Below are 15778 nucleotides of genomic sequence, written 5' to 3'. Positions count from 1 at the left end.
GCTGAAGCACCAAGTGAATCGGTTCCGTACTATCTGTACTGTCTGCGGCTTCGTCGCCTTGTCCTGATTTAAATTTATAGTCAATTAAAATCAAAATAGGACAGTAGCGCATCGTCAAATCGGGCGTAATCAGACAATACGGTTCGCAGATACCGCTTAATATTCGCCCACACCTTCTCAATCGGGTTGAGCTCAGGTGAATAAGGTGCAAGAGGCAATACCTTATGTCCCCATTTTTCCGCCATTTCCCGTAAGACACCCATACGGTGAAATCGTGCATTATCTAAAATAATCACCGATTTTTGAGTCAATGCGGGCAGTAGGCATTGCTGAAACCACGCTTCAAAAAAAACTCCGGTCATCGTATCTTGATAAACCATCGGAGCAATCAGCCGGTTGCCGACTTGTGCGGACACCAGAGATAAGCGTCGGTATCTTTTTCCACTTATCTGCGCTTTCACTATTTGCCCTTTCGGGCTGCGGGCATAGGGACGGAACAGGTAGCGGTCAAATCCTGTTTCATCCAAATAAACACGTTGGTAGTCGGAAAATTCGGCCAGCTGTGTCAAATAATGCGTTACTTTGGCCGGATCTTGTTCTTTGTAAGTGGTGGTCTTTTTTTGCGCGTCATCCCCATCTGTTTGAGTGCATAGCAAACGGCGGCTGCCGTACAATCAAAATGTTTGGCGATTTCATGCAGATAGGCATCCGGGTGTTGCCCAACATATTGAGCCAGTTTTTGCCTATCCAATTTGACGGCATTTAGACCGGTAACTTGATGTTTTAGGCTGCCTGTTTGCTTTTTAAGGCGAATCCACAGGTAAAGCGTGTTTCTTGACAAGTTAAACGTTGCTGCGGTTTGGCTGATGTTTTTGCATTGTTCGTAATAGTTTAAAGCTTTGTTTCTTAAGTCCGCAGAGTATGCCATGGTTAGACCTTCAAAGTTGAGTATTGTACTATTTTGTTTTTAATTGACTATAATCCACTATACAAAACGTATAAATTGAACAATAACCTAATAGGTCGTCTGAAATCAGTGGACTTCGCGCCAACAGTTTTCAGACGACCTTTTCATCACTTTATCTCAATCTACACTCAAATCAGGCAAACACCAGCTTGCCGCCCTCTTCTTTCACATGAATCGTGCTGTCGGGCGCGTATTTGCCTTCGAGCAGGGCTTTGGCCAGCGGGTTTTCGATTTCCGACTGGATGGCGCGTTTGAGCGGGCGGGCGCCGTACACGGGGTCGAAACCGGCTTTGGCAATCAAATCCAAGGCGGCATCGTCCACTTTCAGGTGCAGGTGCTGCGCTTCCAAACGTTTTTCCAAGCCTTTGAGCTGGATTTTCGCGATGTTGCGGATATTCTCCTGATTCAGTCCGTGGAACACAACCACTTCGTCGATACGGTTGATCATTTCGGGGCGGAAGTAGGCTTTCACTTCTTCCATCACCGCTTCTTTCACGGCTTCGTAGTCCTGCGTACCCATTTGTTGAATGTGCTGGCTGCCGATGTTGGAAGTCATGACGATAACAGTGTTTTTGAAATCCACGGTGCGGCCTTGTCCGTCGGTCAAACGACCGTCATCCAATACTTGCAACAGGATGTTGAACACGTCGGGATGGGCTTTTTCCACTTCGTCCAAAAGAATCACGCTGTACGGTTTGCGGCGCACTTGTTCGGTCAGGTAGCCGCCCTCTTCGTAGCCGACATAGCCCGGAGGCGCGCCAATTAAGCGGGCAACGGCATGTTTTTCCATGTATTCAGACATGTCGATACGGATGAGGTGGTCTTCGCTGTCAAACAGGAAGCCTGCCAAGGCTTTGCACAACTCGGTTTTGCCCACGCCGGTCGGGCCTAGGAACAGGAAGCTGCCGTAGGGTTTATTCGGATCGGCAAGGCCGGAACGGCTGCGGCGGATGGCGTCGGACACGGCACGCACGGCTTCGTCCTGTCCGACCACGCGGCGGTGCAATACTTCTTCCATTTTCAGCAGCTTGTCGCGTTCACCTTCCATCATTTTGGACACGGGGATACCGGTCATACGCGATACGATTTCGGCTACTTCGTCCGCGCCGACTTCGGTGCGGAAGAGTTTGTTTTGTTTTTTACCGTCGGGGTTGCTTTCCGCCGCCTGCAACTGTGCGCCTAATTTCGGCAACTCGCCGTATTCGAGCTCGGACGCGCGGGCGAAGTCGCCTTGGCGTTTGGCCTGCTCTATTTTGACTTTGATGTCGTCCATCTGTTTCTTGATGTCGGCGGTGCTGGAAGAGGCGGCTTTTTCGGCTTTCCAGATTTCGTCCAAATCGGCGTATTCTTTTTGCAGACCGTCGATTTCTTCGTCTATCAGTTCCAAACGTTTTTTGCTGGCGTCATCGCTCTCTTTGGCAACGTGCATTTTTTCCATTTTGAGCTGGATGATACGACGGTCGAGTTTGTCCATCTGCTCGGGTTTGCTGTCCAGCTCCATTTTGATGCGGCTGGCAGCTTCGTCAATCAAATCAATCGCTTTGTCGGGCAGGAAGCGGTCGGTAATGTAGCGGTCGCTCAATTCTGCGGCGGCAACGATGGCAGGGTCGGTGATGTCGATGCCGTGGTGGATTTCATAGCGTTCCTGCAAGCCGCGCAGGATGGCGATGGTGTCTTCCACGCTGGGCTCGCCGACCAATACTTTTTGGAAGCGGCGTTCGAGTGCCGCGTCTTTTTCGATGTATTGGCGGTATTCGTCCAAAGTGGTCGCGCCGATGCAGTGCAGTTCGCCGCGGGCCAAAGCCGGTTTCAGCATATTGCCCGCGTCCATCGCGCCGTCGGTTTTGCCCGCACCGACCAAAGTATGGATTTCATCGATGAAAATCAGGGTATTGCCGTCGTCTTTCGCCAAATCATTCAACACGCCTTTCAAGCGTTCTTCAAATTCGCCACGGTATTTCGCACCGGCAATCAATGCCGCCAAGTCCAAAACCAGCAGGCGTTTGTTGCGCAGGGATTCGGGCACTTCGCCGTTAACTATGCGTTGCGCCAAACCTTCGACAATGGCGGTTTTACCCACACCCGGTTCACCAATCAGCACGGGGTTGTTTTTAGTGCGGCGTTGCAGCACCTGAATCGCGCGGCGGATTTCGTCGTCGCGGCCGATAACGGGGTCAAGTTTGCCGTCGCGGGCGCGCTGGGTCAGGTCGAGCGTGTATTTTTTCAGAGCGTCGCGTTGGTCTTCAGCATTGGCATCGTTCACGTTTTGTCCTCCTCGTACCGCGTCAATCGCGGCATTGATGTTTTGTTCGGTCGCGCCGGCTTCTTTCAAGATTTTGCCGGTCGCATCGTTCTGCTGCACTAAGGCGAGCAGGAAAAGTTCGCTGGCGATATAGGCATCGCCGCGTTTGGTTGCGGCTTTGTCCATCAGGTTCAACACCGCCTGCAATTCGCGGCTGGGCAGAATGTCGCCACCCTGGCCGGACACTTTAGGCAGGCTGTTTAAATGCTGCTGCAAACGCTGTTTCACCTGCGGCACATTCACGCCCGCATGAGCCAAGATCGCGGCAGCTCCGCTGTTTTGGTCATCAAGCAGGGCTTTCAGCACGAAGCCCGCTTCCAGATAGCTGCTGTCCGCAGCCAATGCCAAACTCTGAGCTTCTGCAAGGGCTTGTTGGAATTTGGCGGTCAATTTGTCGAATCTCATCTTTTTGGTTTCCTTTGGTTAGAATTTCGTTACACCCAATATAGACCCAAATGTGGATAACTCAATAGCAAAATTTTATTAGGATAGAAAATTTTTAATATCTATATGTTTTATATTGAAATTATTATTATAAAATCTGTGCATAACTTTTATTGTTCAAGTTCATAACAGATTGCTGACATAAAAAATAAAGACTTTCAAATTAGCAAAAAGGTCGTCTGAAAACATTTTCAGACGACCTTTTGGGCGACCAAATATAGTGGATTAAATTTAAATCAGGACAAGGCGACGAAGCCGCAGACAGTACAGATAGTACGGCAAGGCGAGGCAACGCCGTACTGGTTTAAAGTTAATCCACTATACTATCTAAACAATCTGTTCGCATAATATCAAAACAAGACAAACCGCTATCATCAGGCTCCGACAAAACGCCTTTTTACCCTTCCATATACCCCCGCTCCCGCATCGAGCAGACTTCTTTCGCCGTGACAATAAAATGATCCAAAAGCGAGACATCAACCAATGCCAAAGCCTGTTTCAGACGACCTGTGAACGCAATATCGGATTGCGAAGGCGTTGCCGAACCGCCGGGATGATTATGCGCGATAATCAGGCTGTCGGCGTATTCGTCCAATGCGAGCTTGACGATTTCCCTGATATAGACGGTATTTTCTGCCACCGTTCCGCGCGAGAGTTCGCGCATGGCAATCAGCCTGTTTTGGCGGTTGAGCAAAAGCGCGGTGCTGACTTCTATCTTTTCGTGCCCTAAATGCAGGCGCAGATAGTCGGCAACGGCTTTCGGACTGGAAAGCGTGATGTTCTCCTGTAAATCCTCGCCCAAAATCCGCCTGCCGATTTCTTTGACGACGGCAAATTGGGTAAAACTCGCCAAACCCATGCCCTTGTATGCGGAAAGCGTTTTAGCGTCGGCGCTCATCAGCTTGCCCAAGCTGCCAAACTCGTTCAGCAGATAACGCGCCAAATCCACCGCGCTCATCCCGCGCGTCCCGACCCGCAGCAAAATCGCCAGCAACTCAGCATCGCTCAACGCACCCGCTCCGCGTGCCAACAATTTCTCGCGCGGCCGCTCGCCTTCAGGCCATTGTTTGATACTCATGTTTACCCCTTGCGTGAAAATTCACGGAAAAATCCATTTGAAAATCTGCTTGTTATTGCACTTGCTGCAACGAAATGCTTATCAAGCAATTAATGTAAATATTTCATATTTTATTATATTTTGAATGAATATTTAAAATATAAGCATAATATCCATATAAATTAATTGCATAAAAACAACGCGCTCAACTTCGCTTGTGAAAGCGATTGCCTTTCCTTATTCTCCCGTATGGATTGACCGCAGATTCAATCTGACAGGTTTCAAAATGTCCCGTTTAAATCAAATCCGCGGGAAATCAGCCCCTTCGGGCAATTTCGTATTGCCCCTGCGTGCCATAGGCTAATATAATAGCGAGTTCGGCGGAGGCGGTTTATCCTTGGATTTCCACCCGTTTCCCATCCATGCTGCCCGTGCGCTTCACAAGAGTTTCAGACGACGTTTCGACGTTGCGACTCCCGCCAGCAATCAAACAGCTTTTTATCACCCTTTCGAAAATCCGTTTTGCCGGTACTCGTCATTTTTATTGGAGTATTGCCATTATGACCGCAACCACTGCGTCTTCAGCCAAACCTTATCTTAAAATCCAAGGCTTGGTGAAAAAGTTTGGTGACAATTACGCTGTCGATAACATCGACTTGGATATTTATCAACATGAAATCTTTGCCCTTTTGGGCAGCTCCGGCAGCGGCAAATCCACGCTGCTGCGTATGCTGGCGGGCATGGAAAGCCCCAATCAGGGCAAAATCATTCTGGACGGTCAAGACATTACCAAACTTGCCCCCTACGAGCGCCCCATCAATATGATGTTTCAAAGCTATGCCCTGTTCCCGCACATGACTGTGGAGCAGAACATTGCCTTCGGTCTGAAACAAGACAAAATGCCCAAAGATGAAATCGCTGCGCGCGTGGAAGAAATGCTGCGTCTGGTTCAGATGACCAAATACGCCAAGCGCAAACCGCATCAATTATCCGGCGGTCAGCAACAGCGTATCGCTTTGGCACGCAGCTTGGCAAAACGTCCGAAAATCCTGCTGCTTGACGAACCTCTCGGTGCATTGGACAAAAAATTGCGCCAACAAACCCAGCTCGAATTGGTCAATACGCTGGAACAAGTCGGCGTAACCTGCATCATGGTCACGCACGACCAAGAAGAAGCGATGACGATGGCGACCCGCATCGCCATCATGTCTGACGGTCAGTTGCAACAGGTCGGTACACCCAGCGATGTGTACGACTACCCCAACAGCCGCTTTACCGCCGAATTCATCGGCGAGACCAATATTTTTGGCGGCGTCGTGATTGACGACCATGCCGATTATGCCGTTATCGAATGCGAAGGCTTGGAAAACCACGTCCGCATCGACCACGGTCTGGGCGGCCCGAGCGAACAAGACATTTGGGTCAGCATCCGTCCCGAAGACATTGATTTATACAAAGAAAAACCCGACCACTTGGGCAGCTTCAACTGGGCAAAAGGCACGGTAGAAGAAATCGCCTACTTGGGCAGCTTCGCCATCTACCATATCAAACTCGCCAACGGCCGCGTCGTCAAAAGCCAAGTTCCCGCACCTTATTGGTATGTCCGCAACATCACGCCGCCGACTTGGGACGAAACCGTCTATATCAGCTGGCCGGAAAACCAACCGACTCCGTTGTTCCGTTGATTTAAGGGGAATGAGATGAACCTTAAAAAACTGAAAAACAAACTGTTCCGCCGCCCCGGTCAGCGCGCGGTCATCGCCGTGCCGTATATTTGGCTTTTGGTACTGTTTCTGATTCCGTTCGCCATCGTGCTGAAAATCAGCTTTGCCGAACAAGAAATCGCCATTCCGCCATTTACTCCGCTGACCAGCGTCGATGAAGATTTAGGTCGTCTGAACATCGCCATCAGTTATCAAAACTATGCCGATATCTTCCAAAATTTTTGGAATACCCTGAATCCGTTTGGCGACAGCGAAAACAGCAATATCTATCTGATGACCTACTGGTCTTCGATTAAGACTGCGCTGACGACGACCATCATTTGTCTGCTGATTGGTTATCCGACTGCCTATGCGATTTCACGCGCCAATCCCGCCATGCGCAACGGTCTGCTGCTTGCCATCATGCTGCCTTTCTGGACCTCTTTCCTGTTGCGTGTTTACGCATGGATGGGCCTGCTGGGACACAACGGCATCATCAACAATTTCCTGCTCAAAATGCAGATTATCGAAGAGCCTTTAGACCTGTTTTACAACGCGTTCTCGTTGAACTTGGTCATGGTTTATGCCTATCTGCCGTTTATGATTCTGCCGCTTTACACGCAACTGGTGAAACTCGACAACCGCCTGCTCGAAGCCGCTTCTGATTTGGGTGCAGGACCAGTCAAATCGTTCTTCACCATTACCCTACCCCTGTCCAAAACAGGCATCATCGCAGGCTCTATGCTGGTTTTCGTTCCCGCAGTCGGTGAATTTGTGATTCCCGAACTGGTCGGCGGTTCGGAAAACCTGATGATCGGTAAAGTCTTGTGGCAGGCGTTCTTCGATCAAAACAACTGGCCGCTGGCTTCCGCCGTCGCCGTCGTCATGGTCGCACTGCTGGTCGTGCCGATTGCATTGTTCCAGCATTATGAAAACCGCGAATTGGAAGAAGGAGCCAAATAATGCAAAAATCCCGATTATCTTGGTTCCTGAAACTGATGCTGATGCTGTCGCTGGCGTTTCTATACATTCCGCTGGTCGTCTTGGTCATCTATTCGTTCAACGAATCCAAGCTGGTTACCGTTTGGGGCGGCTTTTCGACCAAGTGGTACGGCGCATTGCTGGAAAACGACACCATCTTGGAAGCCGCTTGGCTGTCGCTGCGCATTGCCGCCGCATCCTCGCTTGCAGCCGTCGTTTTGGGCACGCTGGCAGGCTACGCGATGGCGCGCATCAAACGCTTCCGCGGCAGCACCTTGTTCGCCGGTATGATTTCCGCGCCTATGGTTATGCCTGACGTGATTACCGGTCTGTCCATGCTGCTCCTGATTATTCAGGTGCAAATGTTCCTGCAAGGCAGCGAATTGCTCCAAAACCTGTACTTCGACCGCGGTTTCTTCACCATTTTCCTCGGACATACGACGCTTTGTATGGCATACATTACCGTCGTTATCCGTTCGCGCCTGGTGGAGCTTGACCAATCGCTCGAAGAAGCCGCAATGGACTTGGGTGCGCGTCCGCTGAAAATCTTTTTCGTCATCACCCTGCCCTTGATTGCCCCTGCCATCGCTTCAGGCTTCCTGCTCGGCATTACCCTGTCGCTGGATGATTTGGTGATTACCTCCTTCCTGTCCGGCCCCGGTTCTTCCACATTGCCGCAGGTGATTTTCTCCAAAATCAAGCTGGGTCTCGACCCGCAGATGAATGTGTTGGCAACCATCCTGATCGGCATCATCGGTACGCTGGTCATCGTCATCAATTATTGGATGATGCGCCAAGCAACCAAACGCGATCGGGAAGCCGCCGAAGCCTACCGTCAGGAAAAGCTTGCCGCAGAAAAAACAAATTGACCCAATCAGACAGGCTGACCGCATCAATGCAAGGTCAGCCTGTTTTCTTCACACAACCCGTTTAACCCACTTTTCAGACAACCCTCAACTATAGCGGATTAAATTTAAATCAGGATAAGGCGACGAAGCCGCAGACAGTACAGATAGTACGGAACCGATTCACTTGGTGCTTCAGCACCTTAGAGAATCGTTCTCTTTGAGCTAAGGCGAGGCAACGCCGTACTGGTTTAAAGTTAATCCACTATACCCTCCAAAGGTCGTCTGAAACCACACAAAGCATTACCCTATGATTCATCCCAATTTCAAAGAATACCTTCCCTCCTATTATTTCAGCACCATCAATCCCCACGCCGCTTATCCCAAGCTTGAAGGTCGTCTGAAAACCGAGACCTGTGTTATCGGCGGAGGATTGACAGGACTTTGCACCGCCCTTCCCCTTGCCGAAAACGGACGCGAAGTTACCGTACTCGAAGCCGCCCGTATCGGCTTCGGCGCATCAGGGCGCAGCGGCGGGCAAGTCATCAGCGATTACGCCTGCGGTATGGAAGAAATCGAAAAACAAGTCGGCTTGGAACAAGCCCGCTGGTTTTGGCAGCAATCCCTGCAAGCCGTCGAACTCGTTGACGAACGAGTTAAAAAACATCAAATCTCCTGCGACTGGCAGCGCGGCTATGCTACCGTCGCCATCCGCCCGCAGCATTGGGAAGAATTGCAACAATGGCATGAACACGCCCGACAACATTACGGCGCTACCCATTACCAACTCTGGGATAAAGCCACACTCAAGCAACAACTTGCCAGCGATATGTACTTGGGCGCACAGTTCGATCCTCATTCCGGCCATCTCCATCCGCTCAACTATACCCTGGGCATCGCCCGCGCCGCCGCCGAAGCAGGCGCGCAGATTTTCGAACAGTCCCCGATGACCCGCATCGAACCCTATCAAGGCGGCTGGCTCGTCCATACCCCGGACGGCAGCATCGAATGTCAAAACCTCGTGTATGCCGTCAACACCTACGCCGGTTTGCATCAAAAATTCAAGCCGTTGGAAAAAAAAGCCATCGCCGTCAGCACCTTCATCATCGCCACCGAACCGCTGGGCGAACGTGCAAAAGAACTCATCCGCAACAACATGGCCGTCTGCGACAACCGCCATGTCCTCGACTACTACCGCCTCAGCGCCGACGGCCGCCTGCTCTTCGGCGGTAAAGACAACGAGTTCATCGACGACCCCGACCGCATGACCGAGCTTGTCCGCCAAGACATGCTCAAAGTCTTCCCCCAGCTTGCCGATGTCAAAATCGAACATTCATGGGGCGGCGAATGCGACATTACCGCCAACCTCGCCCCCCACTTCGGCAGACTCGCGCCCAATGTTTACTATGCCCAAGGCTACTCGGGACACGGCATGGCGATTACCGGCATAGCAGGCCTTGCCATCGCCGAAGCCATCATGGGTGACGATGGTCGTCTGAAACCGTTTGAGAAACTCAAACACCCGAGCATCATCACCCAACCTTTCCTGCGCAAACTCGGCTCCTTCCTCGGCTCGAAATATTACCAATGGAAAGACAGCCGTTAAGAATTTGGTTAAGCTCGAACACATCAACAAAAGGTCGTCTGAAACCCGATTCAGGTTTCAGACGACCTTTTCGATATTGAATTGAAGGCTTCCAATCAAACTGCTATCGCATCAAATGCTCAATGAACACTCAATAAGTCCAGATTTTCCCCCTCTCCGTTTGTGCTCCAAACCCATTACATCAAATGAATCCCGCTTGCCGGATTGGAAACATTTTCATATACGGTAATCGAAACGATTTTTCCACTTTCGTCAAACACAATTTCCAGATAGGGCTTATCAGGGCTGCGGTCGTGGTTGAAAAGGCGGAATACCCTTTGCGCCTCAAAAATCTTTCCGTGTGCTTTCAAATATTCGGGCAACTGGCTGATGTTTTGAAAACTACCGCCAAACCCGCCGCCATGTTTCTTGAGATATTCCGGCGTTCCTTCTATGTCGAAATTGTGCGTTACCCTCAGCGGCTGATCCGAACCTTGGCTTGTCTGTTTGCCTGTTGATAAAACCAAAGTATCCCGACGCCTGAGTGCTTTCATTTCTTGTACCACCGGTTCAACCGTCTGCTGATTATAGCTCCGCTCCCCTTTTCCCATCTGATCAATAGCCTCTATCACTTTATCAACGTTTTTAGGATCATTCGGATCAATATCAGGGAACAGTGCCTGCTCCAGCGGATTGTCTCCGCCGGGAATGCCCCAAATCGCCGCCAATTCTTTAGGGCTGCGTTCAAACAAACAACTGGAATCGATATTTTCGGCAACCTGACGGACAAAATCATCAATGCCGCCAATCTGATGCAGGTTGGTGCAATTTGAAGAAGGTGCGCCTTCTACTTGCTTGACGCTATTAGAGTTGGACGCGATTGGATTCAAATCGGGTTGGGAAGAAGCAGATGACGCGGAGGATGGAACAGCGGATGCGCCGACTTCTTTTGTTTTATCTTCTTTGCTTGGAGAACACGCAGTCAGCATGATTGCAGTAAGCCATAAGAGAAGTGATGACGTTTCGTTTTTCATTATTTTGTTTTCAACATAAAGAGGTCGTCTGAAAATCTGCCATTTCATTTTTCAGACGACCTGTTATTCATAGAACTCAAGAACCTTGTTATTGCCAGCAAGGTGCTCAACCCATCTTACCCGACGCGGTAAAACGCCAAGCTGCCCAACAGGTTGGGGAAATGTTTGACCTGTTTGTTGCCCGTCATGACCGCGCGCTCGAGGACGCGGATTTTGTTTTTGGCGCACAATAAATCAAAGTCTTTGAGCGTACACCAATGGATGTTCGGCGTGTCGTACCAATGGTAGGGCATACGCTCGGAAACCGGCATATGCCCGCCGATAGCGATTTGGAAGCGGTTGCGCCAGTAGCCGAAATTCGGGAAGCTGACAATCGCCTGTTTCGCCACGCGCATGAGGCAGCGCAGGATTTTTTCGGTGTTTTGCATGGCTTGGATGGTTTGGCTCAAGACGATAACGTCAAACGTCTGGTCGCCAAATTCTGCCAAACCCTGCTCCAAATCGGCTTGAATAACGTTCACGCCGCGCGACATGGCGGCGATGACGCTGTCGGTGTCAATTTCGATGCCGTAGCCGCTGCATTTTTTGTGTTCCACCAAAGCCGCCAGTAATTCGCCGTCGCCGCAGCCCAAGTCCAAGACGCGGCTGCCTTCGGGAATCCAGTCGTAAATCAACTGCAAATCGTCGCGCAAATTCATGATCGGCAATCCTTGTCAACATTGTTCATATAAACCGCTACGGCGCGCATATAGGCCTCGTCTTCCATCAAAAAGGCGTCATGGCCGTGGTTGGATTTGACTTCGATATACTGCACCGGCTTGTGCGCGGCAATCAGCGCTTTGACCAGCTCTTTGGAACGCGCGGGCGAGAAACGCCAGTCGGTGCTGAAGCTGGCGACAAAAAATTTCGCTTTCACATTTTGCAAGGCGCGGGTCAGGCTGTCGCCGAAATCCGCCGCCGGATCGAAATAGTCCAAAGCCTTGGTCATAAGCAGGTAAGTGTTGGCGTCGAACCGCCCGACGAATTTGTCGCCCTGATAGCGCAGATAGGATTCCACTTCAAATTCAACGCCGTAGCCGTATTGATAGCCGTTTGAACGCAAATCGCGTCCGAATTTTTTGCCCAAACCGTCTTCGGCAAGATAAGTGATGTGCCCCATCATGCGGGCAATCCGTAAGCCCCGTGCGGGAACGGTATTGCGGCTGCGGTAATGTCCTTCGTTGAAATCAGGGTCGGTCAAAATCGCCTGACGTGCTACATCATTAAACGCGATATTTTGCGTGGACAGTTTCGGCGCAGATGCAATCACTAAGGCATGGCGCACGCGCTCGGGATAGGAAATCGTCCACTGCAAAGCCTGCATACCGCCCAAGCTGCCGCCGACAACCGCCGCCCATTGTTCGATGCCGAGATAATCGGCAAGCGCGGCTTGGGATTTTACCCAGTCCTTCACCGTAACCACCGGAAAATCCGCACCGTATTCCCTGCCCGTTTCAGGATTGATCGACAAAGGCCCGCTGCTGCCGTCGCAGCCGCCCAGATTGTTCAAACCGACCACGAAAAAACGTTCCGTATCAATCGGTTTGCCGGGACCGACCATATTGTCCCACCAGCCCGCATATTTATCCTCCGCCGAATGCCTGCCCGCAACATGATGGTTGCCCGACAGCGCATGGCAGATTAAAACCGCATTGTTTTTTTCGGCATTCAGCTCGCCGTAGGTTTCAATCATCAGATCGAAACGCGGCAAAGTTTTACCGTTTTCCAAAACCAGCGGCATCTCAAACGGAATTTTTTGGGGCGTTACAATGCCCACCGAGGCACTTTGACTCATATCCTGTTCCAACAAATGCGGCGAAAAGCGTTATTATATAGCAAACGGCATGACTTTTTGACACGGTCGGACAAGCAGCCCGACGCGCTCAAACATCCGTCCCCATGCCGCCACGCCCGAACCATACTTTTTTCAGACGACCTCCCCCGCTTCCCGATATGATAGGCAGACTTTTCCGTATTTTTTTCTTTTTCGCACTTGCCGCGCTGATCATCAACCGCCTCTTCAGCCGCAAGCAAAAACGTGCCCTGCGCGATGTCGCCAAAATCAGCGCATGGGTGCTGCTTGGTGCAGCTGCAGCGACGTTGTTTTGGTATCTGGTCATGCTGTATTTCAAACACATTCCAGATTCTTATTGACCGGATGTTGATAGCCAGATAAAAGGTCGTCTGAAAACCCAAATTCAGGTTTTCAGACGACCTTTTCCCGTATATTAAAAACACGGGGGATGACGACGTTGCCAAAGCGGCAGCCTCAGCTCAAGATTTAGCATCCGGCTTCTCCTTAAACTCCGTTCCGGCGAACGTCCGTTTCGGATTGCCGCGTTCCACCTGATAAAGCCGGCTGTGCTGTGCGCGGGCGTAATTGTCGGTCTGTCCGGCATGATGTTCCGCCAGCTTTTGCGTCAGCAGGGTCAAAGCCAATTTTTTGTTGGCATGCTGACTGCGTTCGCTTTCGACGCGCACGGAAATACCGCTCGCTTTATGAGTGGCACGGACGGCACTTTCAGTTTTATTTACATGCTGCCCGCCTTTACCGCCCGAACGACAGGATTGAAACTCAATTTCGCTTTCAGACGGCATATCAGGCATATCAGGCATGCGGAAAACGCCGATATACCAGTTTTTACGCGGATGCTTCGGGCGGACGGGGCTGGCGCATATCCATTGGAGCGACCCTTGCCAACGCTGTGCCAAAGTTTCGGCATGCTTGCCGTCCAATTTAAGCACCGCCGACATCATGCCGTGTTTATCGGCGGTTTCGGAGATGATTTCCGCCTCAACACTTTCCGCCTTCGCCTCGGCAAGCAGCCTGCCCAATACGAAACGGGCAAAGATGCGGCATTCGGCAGGCCCTTGGGCGGTAGAAATTTGCAGATAAATCGTTTGTAAATTTTGCTTCATTTTTATTCTCCACATCCGCCGCTGGTTTTATAAGTCAAAACAGGTTTGAAGCGGGCGACCAATTCAATCAGACCTGCGTTTTTCATGGCTGAAATGACGCTGTCTATGCTTTTATAAGCCTGCGGAGCTTCTTCAAAAATCAAAGCCTTATCCTGACAAACGACTACGCTGCCGAATGCGGTTTGGCGCAGGCTGTCGGCGGAATATTTGTGCGACAGGCGACCTTTGCATTCGCCGCGCTGCCATTTCCGTCCTGCGCCGTGTGCCAATGTGTTCAGCGAAATCTGACAATCTTGGGTCGGCAGAACCAGATAGCTGTAATCGCCGCGCGAGCCGGGTATCATGACTAGACCTTTATCGGCGGGCGTTGCGCCTTTGCGATGCAGCCAGCCGGTTTGCCCCGCGATTTCGGCTTGTTCGAGGAAATTGTGATGCACGTCAAGCAGGCATTCGCCTTCCGTGCGCCAGCGGTCGAGCATTCTGGCGGCAATCAGACGGCGGTTTAAACGGGCGAACTCAAGGGCTACCTGATGTTCGGCAAGATAGTCCGCCGCAGCCTCGCTGCCTTCCGCCAAACCTCGATGTCCGTAGGCTTCGATGTGGCGTTGCAAAATTTGCTGCCCCAAGCCGCGCGAACCGCTGTGTACCAACAACTGCAAACGGTTTGAATCAAAGGCAGCGGGAAGCAAATCGTTGCGGTAAACGGTTTCAACGGTTTGCAACTCGGCAAAGTGATTGCCGCCGCCGATGGTGCCGACTGCGAGGTCGTCTGAAAACGGATAATCGGATGCGGATTCTTCGAGTAAGGCTTCTTGCTCGTCTTGGCTCAAAGGCGTATCGATGTTGCCAAGCTGCTTGGCGAGTTTAGCGGGTTTGAGCTTGGCGGCGGACAAACCGGTTTGCCAAAACGCCATGCCGCAGCCGATATCATTGCCGATGAGCGCGGGGTAAAAATGACGGTCGCTGAAAAACGCTGCGCCAACGGGATAACCGCGTCCCGCGTGCAAATCAGGCATACCGGCTACGCGCAGCATGTGCGGCAGCTTGGCGGTGGTTTCGAGTTGAGCGACGGCGTTGCCTTCAATCCAGGTTTCTGAATCAGCGATGATGTGAATATGATGGGGATTTTGATAATTGCCCATGTGTATGCTTTCTTTAAAACGGACAGATGGCAAAACGAGCCCAAACCGACAAAACAAAAAAAAATGTCCGGTTTGAAAATATACCGACTGCCGTCTGACGTTTTCAGACGACCTCTGTCCGATTGATGGGAAAGCAGCCCGAAGCGGGCGATAGGGAAATGCGGAAACGCGTTGTCCGAAAATCAGACCGACGCTTGGGCTGCAAAGAATGTGATTGAGCGGATTGAAGTATTGCGTGTCATGGCTGCTCCTTTCTTTGCATGTGAAAATTGAAAACAGGCGGATTATAGGGGAAATGTTTGAAACGTTACAATCAAACTGTGTTTTTTTGTGAATAGGTGTTGCAATACCGTCATGACGTAATAGGAACAAAAAAGCAGCCTGCACCTTTAAAAATCAAAGCGTTGGATGCTTTTTACGTTTTCAGACGACCTCAATCCTTCACCGAATCAGATACCATCTCGTTCTCAGCAAAAAATCCATACCGCACAATTTAAACCGTTTATAAAAACACGAAAATAAGATAAATTGGTCCCACCCGAACTATCGTTTCATGTTGCCAGACCGCCGCTTGGTTTATCGTCCGTTCAAACCTGTTCCGACAAGCTTTCAGACGACCTTTGGGGTCGTCTGAAAATCAAAAAACACAAAAATTAAAACCTTACCAACCGCCCATACGCATCAACCGCAGCACGCCCAACTGCTGTCGGGAAAAATTCCAAAAAAGCCATTCAAGTCGTCTGAAACCAACAGAAAGGCA

General features: G+C 50.8%; 13 protein-coding genes and 1 pseudogene. 6 read left to right on the top strand and 8 right to left on the bottom strand.

Features of this window, described 5'->3' with window-relative positions; translation table 11 throughout:
* Nucleotides 1–80 precede the first annotated feature (80 nt).
* Together H3L95_RS03890 and clpB are read right to left on the bottom strand one after the other, a co-directional pair.
* Nucleotides 81–928, bottom strand: a protein-coding gene (locus H3L95_RS03890) for an IS630 family transposase (RefSeq protein ID WP_182096210.1) whose coding sequence is annotated in 2 segments (ribosomal slippage) — nucleotides 81–613 and nucleotides 613–928 — 849 coding nt in all. Because the reading frame shifts where the segments join, the coding sequence is not laid out codon by codon here.
* A 172-nt stretch (nucleotides 929–1100) separates the two neighbouring features.
* The gene (gene clpB / locus H3L95_RS03885; RefSeq protein ID WP_182096209.1) at nucleotides 1101–3674 is read right to left on the bottom strand and encodes an ATP-dependent chaperone ClpB; all 2574 of its coding nucleotides are present in this window, start codon (nucleotides 3672–3674) and stop codon (nucleotides 1101–1103) included.
* 249 nt (nucleotides 3675–3923) lie between these two features.
* On the opposite strand from clpB, the pseudogene H3L95_RS03880 reads away from it, so the two are divergent.
* Nucleotides 3924–4055 (top strand): annotated as a pseudogene (locus tag H3L95_RS03880) (IS5/IS1182 family transposase); the annotation flags it as partial.
* Nucleotides 4056–4110: 55 nt separating this feature from the next.
* Here H3L95_RS03880 and radC read toward each other — a convergent pair.
* A complete protein-coding gene (radC, locus tag H3L95_RS03875) occupies nucleotides 4111–4791 on the bottom strand; it encodes a RadC family protein (protein ID WP_003759908.1) in 681 nt (226 codons plus the stop codon).
* A 539-nt stretch (nucleotides 4792–5330) separates the two neighbouring features.
* Here radC and H3L95_RS03870 point away from each other — a divergent pair.
* From H3L95_RS03870 to H3L95_RS03855, 4 genes are all read left to right on the top strand, one after another.
* Nucleotides 5331–6455, top strand: a complete 1125-nt coding sequence (locus H3L95_RS03870; RefSeq protein ID WP_009312960.1) for an ABC transporter ATP-binding protein — start codon at nucleotides 5331–5333, stop codon at nucleotides 6453–6455.
* Between the two features lie 15 nt (nucleotides 6456–6470).
* On the top strand, nucleotides 6471–7436 hold the full coding sequence (locus H3L95_RS03865; RefSeq protein ID WP_003759903.1) for an ABC transporter permease subunit: 966 nt from the start codon (nucleotides 6471–6473) through the stop codon (nucleotides 7434–7436).
* Nucleotides 7436–8323 carry an ABC transporter permease subunit gene (locus H3L95_RS03860; protein ID WP_003759901.1) on the top strand — a complete coding sequence of 296 codons (888 nt, stop codon included), beginning with the start codon at nucleotides 7436–7438 and terminating at the stop codon, nucleotides 8321–8323. Before H3L95_RS03865 ends, H3L95_RS03860 begins: the two co-directional genes overlap by 1 nt.
* 286 nt (nucleotides 8324–8609) lie before the next feature.
* On the top strand, nucleotides 8610–9905 hold the full coding sequence (locus tag H3L95_RS03855) for an NAD(P)/FAD-dependent oxidoreductase (RefSeq protein WP_182096208.1): 1296 nt from the start codon (nucleotides 8610–8612) through the stop codon (nucleotides 9903–9905).
* Nucleotides 9906–10081: 176 nt separating this feature from the next.
* Here H3L95_RS03855 and H3L95_RS03850 read toward each other — a convergent pair whose 3' ends face one another.
* The 3 genes from H3L95_RS03850 to metX all read right to left on the bottom strand — a co-directional run bounded on the left by H3L95_RS03850 (nucleotide 10082) and on the right by metX (nucleotide 12752).
* Entirely contained in the window at nucleotides 10082–10918 is an 837-nt protein-coding gene (locus H3L95_RS03850; RefSeq protein WP_374968197.1) for an NMB0938 family lipoprotein, read from the bottom strand.
* Between the two features lie 116 nt (nucleotides 10919–11034).
* Complete coding sequence (metW, locus tag H3L95_RS03845) at nucleotides 11035–11616, bottom strand: methionine biosynthesis protein MetW (RefSeq protein ID WP_003743445.1); 582 nt, start codon at nucleotides 11614–11616, stop codon at nucleotides 11035–11037.
* Complete coding sequence (gene metX / locus H3L95_RS03840) at nucleotides 11613–12752, bottom strand: homoserine O-succinyltransferase MetX (RefSeq protein WP_003759892.1); 1140 nt, start codon at nucleotides 12750–12752, stop codon at nucleotides 11613–11615. Before metX ends, metW begins: the two co-directional genes overlap by 4 nt.
* Nucleotides 12753–12910: 158 nt before the next feature.
* Here metX and H3L95_RS03835 point away from each other — a divergent pair, with 158 nt between their 5' ends.
* Entirely contained in the window at nucleotides 12911–13111 is a 201-nt protein-coding gene (locus H3L95_RS03835; protein ID WP_003675061.1) for a protein MIGRI, read from the top strand.
* Nucleotides 13112–13231: 120 nt separating this feature from the next.
* Here the strand turns inward: H3L95_RS03835 and prfH are convergent, their stop codons facing one another.
* Both prfH and H3L95_RS03825 read right to left on the bottom strand, forming a co-directional pair.
* On the bottom strand, nucleotides 13232–13876 hold the full coding sequence (gene prfH / locus H3L95_RS03830; protein ID WP_040668810.1) for a peptide chain release factor H: 645 nt from the start codon (nucleotides 13874–13876) through the stop codon (nucleotides 13232–13234).
* A 2-nt stretch (nucleotides 13877–13878) separates the two neighbouring features.
* Nucleotides 13879–15018: an RNA ligase RtcB family protein gene (locus tag H3L95_RS03825; RefSeq protein WP_003759885.1), complete on the bottom strand. Its 1140-nt coding sequence runs from the start codon at nucleotides 15016–15018 to the stop codon at nucleotides 13879–13881.
* Nucleotides 15019–15778: the final 760 nt, after the last annotated feature.

It is taken from the genome of Neisseria sicca, from assembly GCF_014054945.1.
Lineage (GTDB): Bacteria > Pseudomonadota > Gammaproteobacteria > Burkholderiales > Neisseriaceae > Neisseria > Neisseria sicca.
Note: the sequence above shows the minus strand (reverse complement) of the source record. Positions and strands in the feature narration are given on the sequence as shown.

What these genes read in the sequence shown, in the direction of transcription:
- clpB (WP_182096209.1), bottom strand. Translation starts at nt 3,674, where the DNA reads ATGAGATTCGACAAATTGACCGCCAAATTCCAACAAGCCCTTGCAGAA.
- radC (WP_003759908.1), bottom strand. Translation starts at nt 4,791, where the DNA reads ATGAGTATCAAACAATGGCCTGAAGGCGAGCGGCCGCGCGAGAAATTG.
- H3L95_RS03870 (WP_009312960.1), top strand. Translation starts at nt 5,331, where the DNA reads ATGACCGCAACCACTGCGTCTTCAGCCAAACCTTATCTTAAAATCCAA.
- H3L95_RS03865 (WP_003759903.1), top strand. Translation starts at nt 6,471, where the DNA reads ATGAACCTTAAAAAACTGAAAAACAAACTGTTCCGCCGCCCCGGTCAG.
- H3L95_RS03860 (WP_003759901.1), top strand. Translation starts at nt 7,436, where the DNA reads ATGCAAAAATCCCGATTATCTTGGTTCCTGAAACTGATGCTGATGCTG.
- H3L95_RS03855 (WP_182096208.1), top strand. Translation starts at nt 8,610, where the DNA reads ATGATTCATCCCAATTTCAAAGAATACCTTCCCTCCTATTATTTCAGC.
- H3L95_RS03850 (WP_374968197.1), bottom strand. Translation starts at nt 10,918, where the DNA reads ATGAAAAACGAAACGTCATCACTTCTCTTATGGCTTACTGCAATCATG.
- metW (WP_003743445.1), bottom strand. Translation starts at nt 11,616, where the DNA reads ATGAATTTGCGCGACGATTTGCAGTTGATTTACGACTGGATTCCCGAA.
- metX (WP_003759892.1), bottom strand. Translation starts at nt 12,752, where the DNA reads ATGAGTCAAAGTGCCTCGGTGGGCATTGTAACGCCCCAAAAAATTCCG.
- H3L95_RS03835 (WP_003675061.1), top strand. Translation starts at nt 12,911, where the DNA reads ATGATAGGCAGACTTTTCCGTATTTTTTTCTTTTTCGCACTTGCCGCG.
- prfH (WP_040668810.1), bottom strand. Translation starts at nt 13,876, where the DNA reads ATGAAGCAAAATTTACAAACGATTTATCTGCAAATTTCTACCGCCCAA.
- H3L95_RS03825 (WP_003759885.1), bottom strand. Translation starts at nt 15,018, where the DNA reads ATGGGCAATTATCAAAATCCCCATCATATTCACATCATCGCTGATTCA.